At 62.6% G+C, this 14,627-nt stretch carries 11 protein-coding genes; 8 read left to right on the top strand and 3 right to left on the bottom strand.

All coding sequences use genetic code 11. The features are described 5' to 3' along the window. The first annotated feature begins 122 nt into the window (after window positions 1-122). From C0V82_RS20930 to C0V82_RS20895, 8 genes are all read left to right on the top strand, one after another. Complete coding sequence (locus tag C0V82_RS20930) at window positions 123-965, top strand: helix-turn-helix domain-containing protein (RefSeq protein WP_102114301.1); 843 nt, start codon at window positions 123-125, stop codon at window positions 963-965. Between the two features lie 119 nt (window positions 966-1,084). Further along, window positions 1,085-2,257: a formate-dependent phosphoribosylglycinamide formyltransferase gene (gene purT / locus C0V82_RS20925; RefSeq protein WP_102114300.1), complete on the top strand. Its 1,173-nt coding sequence runs from the start codon at window positions 1,085-1,087 to the stop codon at window positions 2,255-2,257. Beyond that, the gene (locus C0V82_RS20920) at window positions 2,257-3,474 is read left to right on the top strand and encodes an MFS transporter (protein ID WP_102114299.1); all 1,218 of its coding nucleotides are present in this window, start codon (window positions 2,257-2,259) and stop codon (window positions 3,472-3,474) included. The genes purT and C0V82_RS20920 overlap by 1 nt, the downstream gene beginning before the upstream one ends. A 3-nt stretch (window positions 3,475-3,477) precedes the next feature. Next, window positions 3,478-4,419: an AEC family transporter gene (locus C0V82_RS20915; RefSeq protein WP_102114298.1), complete on the top strand. Its 942-nt coding sequence runs from the start codon at window positions 3,478-3,480 to the stop codon at window positions 4,417-4,419. A 213-nt stretch (window positions 4,420-4,632) separates the two neighbouring features. After that, window positions 4,633-5,913, top strand: a complete 1,281-nt coding sequence (locus tag C0V82_RS20910) for an efflux RND transporter periplasmic adaptor subunit (RefSeq protein WP_158660099.1) — start codon at window positions 4,633-4,635, stop codon at window positions 5,911-5,913. 26 nt (window positions 5,914-5,939) lie between these two features. Further along, entirely contained in the window at window positions 5,940-9,029 is a 3,090-nt protein-coding gene (locus C0V82_RS20905) for an efflux RND transporter permease subunit (RefSeq protein ID WP_102114296.1), read from the top strand. Window positions 9,030-9,238: 209 nt separating this feature from the next. After that, window positions 9,239-9,586 carry a RidA family protein gene (locus tag C0V82_RS20900; RefSeq protein WP_102114295.1) on the top strand — a complete coding sequence of 116 codons (348 nt, stop codon included), beginning with the start codon at window positions 9,239-9,241 and terminating at the stop codon, window positions 9,584-9,586. Window positions 9,587-9,701: 115 nt separating this feature from the next. Further along, window positions 9,702-11,324, top strand: coding sequence for a fumarate hydratase (locus tag C0V82_RS20895; RefSeq protein WP_102114294.1), 1,623 nt, complete (start codon window positions 9,702-9,704; stop codon window positions 11,322-11,324). 52 nt (window positions 11,325-11,376) lie between these two features. Here the strand turns inward: C0V82_RS20895 and C0V82_RS20890 are convergent, their stop codons facing one another. The 3 genes from C0V82_RS20890 to C0V82_RS20880 form a co-directional block, all read right to left on the bottom strand. Beyond that, window positions 11,377-11,913, bottom strand: coding sequence for a PadR family transcriptional regulator (locus C0V82_RS20890; RefSeq protein WP_102114293.1), 537 nt, complete (start codon window positions 11,911-11,913; stop codon window positions 11,377-11,379). Between the two features lie 66 nt (window positions 11,914-11,979). After that, window positions 11,980-12,420, bottom strand: coding sequence for a nuclear transport factor 2 family protein (locus C0V82_RS20885; RefSeq protein ID WP_102114292.1), 441 nt, complete (start codon window positions 12,418-12,420; stop codon window positions 11,980-11,982). 28 nt (window positions 12,421-12,448) lie between these two features. Beyond that, the gene (locus C0V82_RS20880; protein ID WP_102114291.1) at window positions 12,449-14,464 is read right to left on the bottom strand and encodes an NADPH-dependent 2,4-dienoyl-CoA reductase; all 2,016 of its coding nucleotides are present in this window, start codon (window positions 14,462-14,464) and stop codon (window positions 12,449-12,451) included. Between the last annotated feature and the right edge of the window lie 163 nt (window positions 14,465-14,627).

Here is a 14,627-nt window from a genome sequence, read left to right as displayed (position 1 = left end):
AGGGTGGACATGCCGCAAACAGTGCCGGGTAGGGGTCATGCCCTCAATGACGCCCCCGATCATGGTGATATGACCTGGGAGGTTATTGTCCTGCACCACATTCAGCCCTTACGCTGCTCCTCATGATCAAGCCACAGACGCCTTCCAACCCCGTCATCTTCCCGTCCAATGCCAGCCTGGGCGTCATGCTGCGCGAATGGCGGGCGGCGCGACGGTTGAGCCAGCTGGATCTGGCCCTGGATGCGGATATTTCCGCCCGGCATTTGTCCTATATCGAAACGGGAAAGGCGCAGCCCTCACGCGAAGTGCTTATGCGGTTGGCGGATGCGCTGGAGATGCCGCTACGCGAACGTAATGGCTTGCTGGTGGCGGGCGGCTTCGCCCCCATCTTCCGGGAAACCAGCCTTGGCACGCCGAAGCTGGTGGGGATAAAACAGGCCATTGAGGCCATTCTGGCGCAACAGGAACCTTATCCGGCCTTCGTGCTGGACCGGCGCTGGAATATTGTCCAGGCAAACGCGGCGGCCGCTCGGGTTAATGATTGTGTCACGTATGGTGCGCCCGCCCTGCACGACAACATGATGCGGCAGATTTTCAGCCCCGGCCCGTTCCGCGATGCCGTGGCCAACTGGCATGAAATTGCAGGCGATCTGCTGCGTCATCTCTACCAGGAGGTGGCGATGAACCCGGCCGACCGGATGGCAAAGGCGCTGCTGGATGAATGCCTGCGCTATCCCGATGTGCCGGCCAGCTGGCGTTTCCGGGATCTGGCGGCGGGACCGTCGCCGATGGTGACAACCATGCTTCGCCATCCCGACGGGCGCGTTCTGCAATTCTTCTCCACCATCACCAGCTTTGCGACGCCTTATGACGTGACGCTGGACGAACTACGCATCGAATGCTGCTTTCCGCTGGACGAGGATACGGCAGCGATCTGCCGCGGCCTGCGTGATGGCAAGGCATGACGCCCTTGGCATGCCACCCGCGCGCCCGGCCCCCGTTGCGCGACCGCACCCTTCGCCCTAGGGTCATTGTCCATGGGGGCGCCTTTGGACGGGCAGCCCGGAAGACATAAGGGTGGGCCATGCCTTTCACGGCGAAGATCCTTCTGCTCGGCTCGGGTGAGTTGGGGCGCGAGTTTGTCATTTCCGCCAAGCGCCTAGGCGCGCAGGTCATCGCGTGTGATGCCTATGACAATGCGCCGGCCATGCAGGTGGCCGACGGGCGGGAGGTTTTCCCCATGCTGGACGGCGACAAGCTGCGCGCTGCCGTGGAAAAGCATAAGCCGGACTTCGTCGTGCCGGAGGTAGAGGCCATCCGTACCGAGATGCTGGCCGAACTGGAAAGCGAAGGGTTCACGGTGGTGCCGTCGGCCCGCGCCACACAGATGACCATGAATCGCGACCGTATCCGCGAACTGGCCGCTGTCGACCTGGGCTTGCGGACCAGCAAGTACCGTTATGCGGAAAGCTTTGACGAGGTGAAGGCGGCCATTGCCCATACCGGCCTGCCCTGCGTGATCAAGCCGGTCATGTCGTCGTCCGGCAAGGGCCAGAGCACGGTCCGGGAGGAGGGAGCGCTTGAAACCGCCTGGACATATGCCGTTGCCAATATGCGCGGCGACCGGGCCAAGGTGATCGTCGAGGAATTCATTCCGTTCGAATATGAGATCACCCTGCTGACCGTGCGAACCAAGGACGGCATCGTCTTTTGCCCGCCCATTGGCCACCGTCAGGAACGTGGTGATTACCAGGAAAGCTGGCAGCCGATGGGCATGCGCCCGGACCTGCTGAAATCGGCACAGGACATGGCGGCCAAGGTCGTCAATGACCTGGGTGGGCACGGGATTTTCGGGGTGGAGTTCTTTGTGACTAAGGATGAGGTCATCTTCTCCGAACTGAGCCCCCGCCCGCATGACACCGGTATGGTCACCCTGACCTCGCAGAACCTGTCGGAATTCGACCTGCATGCCCGCGCCATTCTGGGTCTGCCGATCCCGGCGATCGAACTGTATGGCCCCTCGGCCAGCGCCGTGATCCTGGCCGACCGTGAGGCAAATGAGTTTGCCTTTACCGGTCTGGCCAGCGCGCTCTTCACGGGCCGCCCGGATCAGGCGGTGGATGTGCGCTTGTTCGGCAAGCCGACCACGCGCCCCTATCGCCGCATGGGTGTTGCCCTGGCGCGGGGCACCGACACGGATGAGGCGCGGGCAACCGCCTATGAGGCGGCGTCGCGAATCCGTATCGATTACGAGTGATGACGGCCAGCCCGCCGCCCTTCAGCGCCATGACCGGTATCCAGACCGGCAGCCCGGCTTTTCGCAGGGTGTCCCTGGCCTTGTTCGCGGCGGGCTTTTCCACGTTTGCCCTTCTGTATCATGTGCAGCCTTTGCTGCCGTTGCTGGCTGACGGGTTCGGTGTGGCGCCGGCAGAGGCTGCGCTGGCTCTTTCCCTTGCCACCGGTTTCCTGTCGGTCTCGCTGCTGCTGTCCGGTGCCCTGGCCGATATTTTCGGGCGCAAGCCGGTGATGGTGGCCTCTTTGGCTGTTTCCGCGCTGTTGACACTGCTGACCGCCATTATCCCGTCCTGGCACGGGCTTTTGCTGGCGCGTGCTCTGTTCGGGGTGACGCTGGCGGGGCTGCCGGCGGTGGCGATGGCCTATCTGGGTGAGGAAATGCACCCGTCCGCATTGGACAGGGCCATGGGTCTCTATATTGCGGGATCGGCGATGGGCGGTATGGCGGGGCGCCTGGTTACCGGCGTCGTCGTGGATTTTCTGCCCTGGCAGGCGGCGACCATCGGGATCGGGCTGATGGGGTTGCTGGCCGCTTTCGCGGTCTGGCGGTCATTGCCGGTGTCGGCTGGATTTGTGCGGCGACCGGCCCGACCGGGATTGATGCTAACCGCGTTGGCGGTCCCGCTGCGCCGGCCTGATCTGCGGCTGCTGTTCGCGCAAGGCTTCCTGTTGATGGGTGGCTTCATCACCATCTTCAATTACATGGGTTTCCGTCTTCTGCTGCCGCCGTTCGATCTACCTCAGTCGGTCGTGGCGCTGATTTTCAGCGCCTATCTGCTGGGCATGGGGTCATCCTCCACCGTGGGCCGGTTGACGGTACGATGGGGCCGGGCACTGGTGATGGTGGGGGCCGTGCTGATCATGACGGTGGGTGTCGCCCTGACGCTTGCGGACACGCTTTACACCATTGTCCCCGGTATCGGGCTGATGACATTCGGCTTCTTCGGTGCGCATTCAATCGCCAGCGGCTGGGTCGGGGCGCTGGCCCCGGCCACGGGCAAGGCGCAGTCATCATCCCTCTACCTCTTCTCTTATTATATGGGTTCCAGCCTTGTGGGGGCCGGTGGGGGCGTTATCTGGGGCGCATGGGGCTGGGGTGGACTGGTGGCGGTGGTCGGCCTGATGCTGATCCTGTCGCTTTTCGCCATCGCTGCCTTGTCGCGCATGACGCGGGGTTGAGGCATGGATACGATCCTCAACATCATCCTGCCGGTCTTCGGTCTGGTCGCTATCGGCTTCGTGGTCGGCAGGCCGCCGGTTTTTCCGGCGGATTTCGCCAAATCCCTCTCCAACTTCATCTTCTATCTGGCGTTGCCCTGCCTGCTGTTCCGGTCGATGGCCTCGCGTGGGTTGCCGCATGGTGATGAAATCAACCTGATCGCGGCCTACTATCTGGCGCTGACTGCCATCATGCTGGCCAGTTTCCTTTATGCCCGTTGGGTCTATCGGGAAACGCTGGGCGGGGCTGCCACGCTGATGCTGGGGTCGTGTTTCTCCAACACGGTGCTGGTTGGGGTTCCCTTGATGCTGGCGGCCTTTGGACAGGCGGGGTTGCAGCAGATGCTGCTGCTGGTCACGGGGCACGCCGCGTGGCTGATCGGGATCGCAACGGTCCTTGCGGAGGCGTCCAGGGCAGGCAAGGGTGGTGGGGCCCTGCGCATCGCGGGTCAGACCATGGCGGCCCTGGTCAAGAACCCCGTGATCGTTGCCATTCTGTCGGGCTTGGCTTTTGGTGCCACCGGCCTGACTATTCCTGGACCGATCGATGGCATGATCCGCATGCTGGGTGACGCTGCCGTGCCCTGTTCCCTGTTCGCGCTGGGCGCCAGTCTGGTGGGGCTGACCGTTACGGACCTTGTTGGTCGAACGTTGTTCATGACGATGGTTAAACTGTTCGTGCTGCCGGCAGCAGTGTTTGTTTCAGGCCGTTACATTTTCGATCTGCCGCCGCTGACCCTGGCGGTTGCCGTGACGACGGCCAGTATGCCAAGCGGTATGAACGCGTTTCTCTTTGCCCAGCGTTACGGAACCCATGTGGCCCGTACCGCCAGCTCCACCATGTTAACCACGCTATTCTCTGCGCTGACCACAGGTCTGATCATCGATATTTTTCGTGGCGGCTGAATTTCCGTGTTCTTGCTGGCATTTTTGATCGCAGCCGCAATAATTCGTTACATGCGTGAAACCATGTGTGACTTTCCGCGACAATCTTCCGCATGTAATGTCCGGCAATAGGACGGGGGGAACGGTGTTCATCGCAGGGGGCGGTGGGCAGCCGTGGATCGCCCTCGCCCGGTAGCCGCGCCCGTTGTCGCGGCCCCGACGATGGTGAACAATATGACGGTGCAGCCTCTTCACACCCGCCCTGGCCATGATGGCAACGATAATCGGCCCAATCTTCCGGGTGGCCAGCGCTGGACCCCGCCGGGCGGGCGACGTCCGTCCAAGCTGAAATGGATATTGCTGGGCACCGTGGTTGTGGCGCTGGCCGGGGCCGGCGCCTATGTTGCGTTCAAGCCCAAGCAGGCCGCCGACGGCAAGCCCGCGGCCGCCGCCGAGAAGGGCGAAAAAGACAGCTCCTCCATCCTGACCGTGACGGCGGTCAAGGCGACGGCCAGCGATGTGCCGCGTCAGTTGCTGGTCACCGGCTCCCTGGCTTCCTGGGATGAACTGCCCATCGGGACCCAGACATCCGGCCTGGCCATCACCGAGGTTCTGGTCGATGAAGGCGACAAGGTGAAGGCCGGGCAGTTGCTGGCCCGTTTCGACGACAAGGTGCTGCGCGCCGATTTGCTGTCGCGTGAGGCTTCGCTGCGTGAGGCGCAGGCCCTGGCCACAGAGGCGGAGGCCAATATCCGCCGTGCCGAGGAACTGGCCCGTACCGGCGCCATCTCCACCCGCGACCTGGATGCCCGTCGTTCGGCGGCCCTGACCACCAAGGCCCGTGTCGGTGTGGCAGAAGCAGCCCGCGCCCAGGCTGCAGCGCGTCTGGCGCAGACGGAGGTGCGCGCACCCACCGATGGCACCATCGCCAAGCGCAATGCCCGCTTGGGCGCCGTCATGGGTGCCGGCGGCACCGAACTGTTCCGCATTATCCGCGACGACCGGGTCGAACTGCTGGCCGAGGTGCCGGAGATCGACCTGCGTCAGCTGGCGGTTGGTCAGACAGCGGAATTGTCGGCGGTCGATATCAACGGCAAGCCCTTTATCGGAACCATCCGCATCATCTCCCCCGTGGTTGATACCAAGACGCGTATCGGCACCGTGAAGATCGATGTGCCGCATGATCCGTATCTGCGCCCCGGCATGTTCCTGACGGCCCGCGTCCGTACCGGCACGCAGAGCGCACCGGTCCTGCCCGAAGAGGCCGTGGTCTACCGCGATGCCAAGAGCTGGGCGGTGGTGGTCGATGCCGCCAAGGATGACAAGGGTCATCACACCGTGACGGCGCGGGAGGTGCAGACCGGTCCGCGCGATGGCAACCGTCTGGCCATCCTGTCCGGCCTGAAGGCGGGTGAGGATGTGGTGCTGACGGGTGCGGGGTACCTGAAGACCGGCGACAAGGTGATTATCACCCCGACCCCGGCCGACAAGGTCAATCCGCTGCCCGCCAACTGACCGCTGATTAGAGAAAGGCACCGGACATGAGCCGCGGCAATATCTCGGCGGTCGCCATCCGCCACCCCGTACCACCCATCGTCCTGTTCATCATCCTGACGCTGGCCGGCCTGATTTCCTTCTGGAAGATGGATATCACCGGCAATCCCGACATCGATTTCCCAATCGTCAATGTGGGTGTGTCGCGTCCGGGTGCCGCCCCGTCGGAACTTGAACAGGAAGTGACGAAGAAGATCGAAGATGCGGTGTCCAACATCACGGGCATCGATCACGTATCTTCCAACATCACCGACGGCTATTCCAACACCACGATCGAGTTCAAGATCGGCTATAACACCGACCGTGCCGTCAATGACGTGCGCGACGCGGTCAGCCGCATCCGGTCCGACCTGCCGCAGGATATCTATGAACCGCAGGTCCAGCGTCTGGATGTGACGGGCGACGCCATCCTTTATTATGCGGTGACCTCCAGCCACCGCACGGTTGAACAGCTTTCCTGGCTGATCGACAGTGATCTGGCCCGTTCGCTGAAGCGCGTGGACGGTGTCGGTGAGGTGGAGCGTCTAGGCGGGCAGAGTCGCGAAATCCGCGTCAACCTGAGCCCCGAGCGCATGATGGCGCTGGGTGTGACGGCGGGTGAGGTCAATTCCCAGCTGATGCAGCTGAATATCGACATGCCCGGCGGGCGTGGCGAGATTGGCGCCGCAGAGCAGTCCATCCGCACCCTGGGCCGTGCCCAGAGCGTGGACGATCTGCGCAATGTTGAGATCGCCGTGGCCGGTGGCCGCAAGGTCCGCTTGTCCGATATCGCTGATGTCGTGGATGGTACGTCCGAACTGCGCGGTGTTTCCCGTCTGGACGGCGTGCCCACCGTGGGCTTCGCCATCAGCCGTTCGCCCAACTCCTCGGAAGTGACCATTGCCAAGGGCGTTGATGAGGTTATTGAGAAGCTGAAGCAGGACTATCCGGACCTGACCTTCAAGCTGATCATCTCCAACGTAAAATACACGGTGGACAGCTATCTGGCTTCCATTGAGGCCTTGGTTATCGGTGCGTTACTGGCCGTCGGCGTGGTCTGGTGGTTCTTGCGTGATATGCGCGCTACCCTGATCTCTGCCCTAGCCATGCCGCTGTCGACCATCCCGACCTTCCTGGTCATGGAATGGTTTGGCTTTACCCTGAACGGCATCACCATGCTGGCCCTGGCCCTGGTGGTGGGTATCCTGGTCGACGATGCGATTGTGGAGATCGAGAACATCGTCCGCCATATCCGGCAGGGTAAGCGCCCCTATGAGGCGGCGCTGGAAGCGGCGGATGAGATCGGTCTGGCCGTCGTGGCCACGACGATGACCATCGTTGTCGTGTTCCTGCCCGTTTCTTTCATGCCCGGTATCGCCGGTCAGTTCTTCAAGTCGTTCGGCGTCACCGTGGCCGTCGCGGTCCTGTTCTCTCTGCTGGTCGCGCGATTGCTGACACCCTTGATGGCAGCCTACTTCCTGAAGCCGGCGCAGCCGGACGAGCATCAAGAAGGCCCCTGGACGCACCGGTACATCAAGCTTCTCGACTGGTGCATCTCGCACCGTTGGAAGACGATCGCGGGCGGCACCTTGTTTTTCTTCGCTTCGGTGGGTCTGACCCTGGCATTGCCGTCCGGCTTCATCCCGGCACAGGATATCGGCTTCTCCAATCTGCAGATGGAAATGGCCCCCGGTGTGAACCTGGAGCAGATGGACGCCTCCGTTCAGCGTGCCGCCAATGTGCTGAAGGCCCAGCCGGAGGTCGAGACGACCTGGGCCCGCGCTGGTCGTGGTGGGCAGGTTCGCCGTGGCTCCATCATCGTGATGCTGAAGCCGCGTGGTGAACGTATCCACCAGAAGGAGTTCGAGACCCGCGTGCTGCCGGAGTTGCAGAAGATCCCCGGTATCCGTTTCTCCTTTAATTCGACGGGTGGCTTTGGCAACCGTGACGTCTCGATAATGCTGACCTCTGAAAATGGCCCGCTGCTGGACGCCCATGCCAACAAGGTTCTGGCGGAGATGCGCGCACTGCCGCTCCTGAAGAACGTCACCTCCACGGCGGCCCTGCAACGTCCCGAGATCCAGATCAAGCCGATGTTCGAACGGGCCGCTGAACAAGGCGTGTCGGTGATTTCAATCGGTCAGGTGGCCAAGGTGGCGACCCTGGGCGAGATCGACACCAACTCTGCCAAGTTCAATCTGGGCGACCGTCTGGTGCCGATCCGGGTGCAGTTGGACCCGGCAGCCCGTGGCGACCTGGATACCATCGCCAATCTGCGTGTCCGCACCAATACCGGCGCCACGGTCCCGTTGTCTGCGGTGGCCAAGCTGGAAATGGGATCGGGTGCCGTACAGATCGACCGTTTCGACCGTGCCCGCCGCATTTCTGTGCAGGCCGACCTGAACGGTGCGGAACTGGGTGAGGCGACGAAGGCCATCAACAATTTACCCTCCATGGCTCACCTGCCGTCGGGCGTGTCCAAGCCGGCCTATGGCGGGTCTGAACAGATGCAGATCATGATGATGGGCTTCGCGGTGGCGCTGGGCACGGCGTTCCTGCTGATCATCGCGGTGCTGATCCTGCTGTTCCACAACTTCTTCCAGCCGGTGACCATCATGACGGCGCTGCCCTTGTCGCTGGGCGGCGCGGTGATCGGGCTGCTGATGTGCAACATGGCCCTGTCGCTGCCGGCACTGATCGGTATCCTGATGCTGATGGGCATTGTGACGAAGAACTCCATCCTGCTGGTGGAATATGCCATCGTCGCCATGCGCGACCATGGGATGGGTCGGCGGGAGGCCTTGCTGGATGCAGGTGCCAAGCGTGCGCGCCCCATCATCATGACCACCATCGCCATGGTGGCCGGCATGGTGCCCATCGCCTTCGGCTGGGGTGCCGATACGGAATTCCGTCAGCCCATGGCAGTGGCCGTTATCGGTGGCCTGATCACCTCCACCATGCTGTCGCTGGTCTTCGTGCCGACCATGTTCACCCTGATGGATGATTTCCAGAACTGGATCGGGCCGAAGCTGGGTCGCATGCTGACCAGCCGGGAACCGGAACTGCCACTCAATGTCCGGCCCATCGACGGTGAGTAATCCGCTAAAGGTCTGATGAAAGATGCGCCCGGATGGTCTCCATCCGGGCGTAATCTTTTTACGCGCTTCGGGGGCATCTTGTAATAAGCGGCATGGGCTGCATGACTGGCATTTGCCGCCGCCACTTGTGGACCGGGGCGCTTGCCCCTATCCCGGCAGATGCTGGTCGCCCATTCGGGGGTGGCCCTGACAAGATAAGGAACTGTTCGGTGAGCATCGTCCGTCTGCATCCCGGCCGCCGCATGAGCGAAGCCGTCATCCATGCCGGTACCGTCTATCTGGCCGGCCAGGTGGCAACCGATACCAGCGCCGACATCAAGGGCCAGACGGCCCAAGTCCTGGCGCAGATCGACGCCCTGCTGACCGAGGCCGGCTCGTCCAAGTCCAAGATCCTGTCCACCACCATCTATCTCTCCTCCATCGGCAATTTCGCCGCCATGAATGAGGTGTGGGATGCCTGGGTGGATCAGGGCAACCCGCCTGCCCGCGCCACGGTGGAGGCCCGTATGGCCGCCCCCGGCTATTTGGTAGAAATCGTCTGCATCGCGGCTGTTTAAGTAACGTGATGCCCCAGACCAACGGCCCTCTGGCGGGGGCCGTTGGTCTGCGCTATCTGAACGGCCTGAACGGCGGACCCCGGCCCGCCGCCCCCGAAAAGCCCCGGAGCCAGAAATGCCCGATGATGTTGTGAAGCAGAGCTTCAGCCTGTTCCCCCTGGGTGCCGACACCACGCCCTATCGCAAGCTGACCAGCGACTATGTCTCCACCGTCGACTTTGACGGTGAGACCGTGTTGAAGGTGGAACCGGAAGGGCTGCGCCTGCTGGCCGAAGCCGCCTTCATGGACATCAACCATTTCCTGCGTCCCGGCCATCTGGGCCAGTTGCGTGCCATTCTGGAAGATCCCGAGGCATCGCCCAACGACCGGTTCGTGGCGCTGGACCTGCTGAAGAACGCTTCCATCGCGGCCGGCGGTATCCTGCCTATGTGCCAGGATACAGGCACCGCGATCATCATGGGCAAGAAGGGCCGAAAGGTCTGGACGAAGGGTGCCGATGAGGCCGCCCTGTCCGAGGGCGTGGCCGATGCCTATCGGAAGCGCAACCTGCGTTACAGCCAGGTGGCGCCGCTTTCCATGTATGAAGAGAAAAACACCCGCACCAACCTGCCAGGCCAGATCGAGATCTTCGCCGAGGGTGAGGATGCCTACAAGTTCCTGTTCATGGCCAAGGGTGGCGGGTCGGCTAACAAGACTTTCCTATTCCAGGCCACGCCATCGGTCTTGGCGCCCGACCGTCTGATCCCCTTCATTGAGGAGAAGATGGCCTCGCTGGGCACCAGCGCGTGCCCGCCCTATCACCTGTCGGTGGTGATCGGGGGCCTGTCGGCGGAGCAGAACCTGAAAACGGTGAAGCTGGCCTCCGCCCGCTATTATGACAGCCTGCCCACACAGGGCTCCGAATCCGGCCACGCCTATCGTGACCTGGAGATGGAACAGTCCCTGTTCAAGGCGGCCCAGGGGCTGGGTATCGGGGCGCAGTTCGGCGGCAAGTATTTCTGCCACGATGTCCGTGTCATCCGCCTGCCGCGCCATGGCGCTTCCATGCCCATCGGCATTGGCGTCTCCTGCTCCGCCGACCGTCAGGCGCTGGCCAAGATCACCAAGGACGGCATCTATCTGGAGCAGCTGGAGACCGATCCCGCCCGCTTCCTGCCGGAAGTGGACGAGGCGGCGCTGTCGGGGGAGGTGGTGAAGATCGACCTGACCCAGCCGATGGACCAGATCCGCAAGGTGCTGAGCCAGTATCCGATCCGCACGCGCGTTTCCCTGACCGGCCCGCTGATCGTGGCGCGTGACAGTGCCCATGCCAAGCTGCGGGCCTTGCTGGATGCCGGCCAGCCGCTACCCGACTATTTCAAGAACCACCCGATCTATTATGCCGGCCCGGCCAAGACGCCGGAAGGCTACGCGTCCGGCTCCTTTGGCCCCACGACGGCGGGCCGTATGGACAGTTTTGTGGATCAGTTCCAGGCGGCGGGCGGCTCCTTCGTCATGCTGGCCAAGGGCAATCGCTCACCCGCCGTCAAGAATGCCTGCCAGAAGCATGGCGGCTTCTATCTGGGCTCCATCGGCGGCGCCGCGGCCCGTCTGGCGCAGGACTGCATTAAAAAGGTGGAATGCATCGCCTACCCCGAACTGGGGATGGAAGCCATCTGGCGCATCGAGGTGGAGGATTTCCCGGCCTTCATCATCACCGATGACAAGGGCAATGATTTCTTCGACGCCGCCAAGTGACAGCAGACAGCGCCCCATCCAACCGGATGGGGCCTTCTGCATTTCAAAACTATTAGTCCGATGGGGCGGCCAGCAGCGCCATCGCCTGTTCACAGAAAGCGGCGCGGTGCCGCTCATATTCGATGCCGGCTTTCAGGACCAGATGGCGCAGCTGCTGGCCCTGGTCCGTCGGTGGCGGGGTGAAATCCCGCTTCTCGATATCCTGATAGGTTTTCAGCCGGTCACGATGGTGCCGTGCCAGTTCGGTCAGCGTATCCGGCAGGGTGGTCGGGCCGACCATCGCCTCGGCCCGCAACCGCACCATCATCTCATCTCGGATGGGTAGCGGCTCCTGGCGCTCCGCTGTCCAGCGCGCCAGTTCCGCACGTCCCGCTGGCAGCACCCGGAACGCGCGTTTTCGCCCCCGTGCCCCGTCCACGGCTGTCCCCTCGATCAGGCCAGCCGCCTCCAGCCGCGCCAACTCGCGATAAATCTGCTGGTGCGTGGCCTGCCAGAAATAGCCGATGGAGCGGTCAAAACGCCCCGCCAGTTCCGAACCGGCGCCGGGGCGTTCGATTAGGGCGGTCAGTAGGGCGTGGGGCAAGGACATGGTCGCGATCCATTCACGGGGCTGGGGAGAGGGGGCTTACACGTCCCACCCCTCGGCCATGCCATATCAGGCTTTGGCCTTGAAGGCCGCAATATCCTGTCCCACGCGCCGCCCCATCTCCGCGGCCAGGGCTTGCAAGCCGCTCAGTGGACGGATCATCACCTCGAACTCCCGGATCAGTCCCTGTTCGTCAAAGCGGATGAAGTCGATGCCCTTCACCTGTTTGCCCTCCACCGTCGCGGCGAATTCCAGCACGACATTCAGCCCGTCCGCCGTAACGGCGGTGCGGTGATAGGTGAAGTCGCCAAAGAACCCCCGCATGACGGTGCCGATGGCCAGCAGCAGGGCATCCGCCCCTTCATAGGCTGTGTGGGCCACGGGCGACCGGAAGATCGCCTGTTCATGGGTGATGCTGCGCAGGGCGGCGATGGACTGGCTGGCGACGATCTCATGCCAGATGGTCAGGGAGGAAGCGGCAGCCGGGCGCAGGCCGGACGGTTGGGTCATGGGTTGTTTCTTTCTTCTGTCAGGCGGGTCAGAGGGCGGTCGCCAGACGCGTGCCCTGATTGATGGCTCGCTTGGCATCCAGTTCGGAAGCGACATCGGCCCCACCGATCAGATGGACGCGCAGCCCCCGCCCCTCCAGATCGGCCTGCAACTCGCGCAGTGGCTCCTGCCCGGCACAGATGACGACATGATCAACATCCAGCACCTGATCCTGGCCGCCAATGGTGATATGCAGGCCGGCATCGTCGATCCGGCGATAGGTGACGCCACCCATGGTGGCCACGCCATGCATCTTCAGAACCGTCCTGTGTATCCAGCCCGTGGTCCGGCCCAAATTCTCGCCCAGCTTGCCCTCCGTGCGCTGCATCAGGAAGACCTGCCTTCCATTATGCTCCAGCTTCGGCTTGGTGCAGCCGCCGGCTTGGCGATAGTCGGGGTCGACACCCCATTGTTTGAAGAAGCGGTCTGCCGACGGTGCGTCGTGCCGTTCCACCAGATAGGTGCTGACGTCAAAGCCGATACCACCGGCCCCGATAACGGCCACCTTCCGGCCCACCGGCACCTCATCGCGCAGGACATCAAGGTAGCCCAGCACCTTGGGATGGTCGATCCCCTCAATCGCTGGCTTGCGCGGTACCACGCCCGTGGCCAGCACCACCTCGTCAAACCCACCCTCGGCCAACATCTTGGCATCAGCTCGGGTGTTGAGGCGCACGGTGACGCCCTTCAACTCCAGTTGCCGGCGGAAATAGCGCAGGGTTTCGTTGAACTCCTCCTTGCCAGGGATTTTCCGGGCAATGTTGAACTGCCCACCCACCTGTGCCGACGCTTCGAACAAGGTCACCTTGTGCCCGCGCTCCGCCGCCGTTACCGCAAAGGACAGGCCCGCCGGACCGGCACCGACCACGGCGATATTCTTGGGTGATACCGTGGGGGCGATGACCAGCTTCGTCTCATGGCACGCGCGCGGGTTCACCAGACAAGAGGTGATCTTTCCGCTGAACGTATGGTCCAGACAGGCTTGGTTACAGGCGATGCAGGTATTGATCTCGTCCGCCCGGTTCTCGCGCGCCTTGGCCACGAAATACGCATCGGCCAGAAAGGGGCGTGCCATCGACACCATATCACAATAACCGTCGGCCAGCAGGTTCTCGGCCACCTCGGGCGTATTGATACGGTTGGTGGCGATCAGCGGGATGGAGACCTTGCCCTTCAACTGCCTCGTCACCCAGGCAAAGGCCGCGCGTGGTACAGAGGTGGCAATAGTGGGTATGCGTGCCTCATGCCAGCCGATTCCGGTATTGAGGATGGTGGCGCCCGCCGCCTCGATGGCCTGACCCAGCTGCACCACCTCTTCCAGGGTCGATCCGCCTTCAACCAGATCCAGCATGGACAGACGGTAGATGATGATGAAGTTCGGACCAACTTTCGCGCGGATGCGGCGGACGATCTCGACAGGCAGGCGGATACGGTTCTCGTAAGAGCCACCCCATTCATCATCGCGATGATTGGTGCGGGGGGCGATGAACTCATTAATCAGGTAACCTTCCGATCCCATCACCTCAACACCATCATAACCGGCAAGCTGGGCAAGGGCGGCACAGCGCACGAAATCGGCAATGGTCTCCTCCACCTCTTCACTGGTCAGGGCATGGGGAACGAAATGGTTGATGGGGGCCTTGATAGCAGAGGGGGCGACCAGATCCTTCTGATAAGAGTAGCGTCCGAAATGCAGGATCTGCATCGCGATCTTGCCACCCTCCTGATGAACGGCATCCGTCACGATACGGTGATGCGCGGCTTCCTCCTCCGTCGCCAGCACGGCGCCAAACGGGGCAGGGCGCCCGCGCTCATTAGGGGCGATGCCGCCGGTAACGATCAGCCCGACCTCGCCGCGTGCCCGCTCCGCATAGAAGGCCGCCATCCGTTCAAAGCCATTCGGCGCTTCCTCCAGCCCCACATGCATCGATCCCATCAGCACGCGGTTGCGCAGGCTGGTGAAGCCAAGGTCAAGCGCTTGAAGCAGGTGGGGGTAGGCGGTCATATTGTGATCCTTTATGCAACTGGTTGAATAAAGCATGACCGTCTATCTGATCCGCCGCAACCTGTTTCAAAACATGGCCAGCGCCGTTGCGCCTGCGCACGCCACATGGCCCGTTACGCTGTCATTTCAGAAAAGTGACTGTTGAGATCAGAAAGTTGTTGCG

It is taken from the genome of Niveispirillum cyanobacteriorum, assembly GCF_002868735.1.
GTDB classification, from domain to species: Bacteria; Pseudomonadota; Alphaproteobacteria; order Azospirillales; family Azospirillaceae; genus Niveispirillum; species Niveispirillum cyanobacteriorum.
This window is presented reverse-complemented; position numbering and strand designations above follow the sequence as displayed.

What these genes read in the sequence shown, in the direction of transcription:
- C0V82_RS20930 (WP_102114301.1), top strand. Translation starts at nt 123, where the DNA reads ATGATCAAGCCACAGACGCCTTCCAACCCCGTCATCTTCCCGTCCAAT.
- purT (WP_102114300.1), top strand. Translation starts at nt 1,085, where the DNA reads ATGCCTTTCACGGCGAAGATCCTTCTGCTCGGCTCGGGTGAGTTGGGG.
- C0V82_RS20920 (WP_102114299.1), top strand. Translation starts at nt 2,257, where the DNA reads ATGACGGCCAGCCCGCCGCCCTTCAGCGCCATGACCGGTATCCAGACC.
- C0V82_RS20915 (WP_102114298.1), top strand. Translation starts at nt 3,478, where the DNA reads ATGGATACGATCCTCAACATCATCCTGCCGGTCTTCGGTCTGGTCGCT.
- C0V82_RS20910 (WP_158660099.1), top strand. Translation starts at nt 4,633, where the DNA reads ATGACGGTGCAGCCTCTTCACACCCGCCCTGGCCATGATGGCAACGAT.
- C0V82_RS20905 (WP_102114296.1), top strand. Translation starts at nt 5,940, where the DNA reads ATGAGCCGCGGCAATATCTCGGCGGTCGCCATCCGCCACCCCGTACCA.
- C0V82_RS20895 (WP_102114294.1), top strand. Translation starts at nt 9,702, where the DNA reads ATGCCCGATGATGTTGTGAAGCAGAGCTTCAGCCTGTTCCCCCTGGGT.
- C0V82_RS20890 (WP_102114293.1), bottom strand. Translation starts at nt 11,913, where the DNA reads ATGTCCTTGCCCCACGCCCTACTGACCGCCCTAATCGAACGCCCCGGC.
- C0V82_RS20885 (WP_102114292.1), bottom strand. Translation starts at nt 12,420, where the DNA reads ATGACCCAACCGTCCGGCCTGCGCCCGGCTGCCGCTTCCTCCCTGACC.
- C0V82_RS20880 (WP_102114291.1), bottom strand. Translation starts at nt 14,464, where the DNA reads ATGACCGCCTACCCCCACCTGCTTCAAGCGCTTGACCTTGGCTTCACC.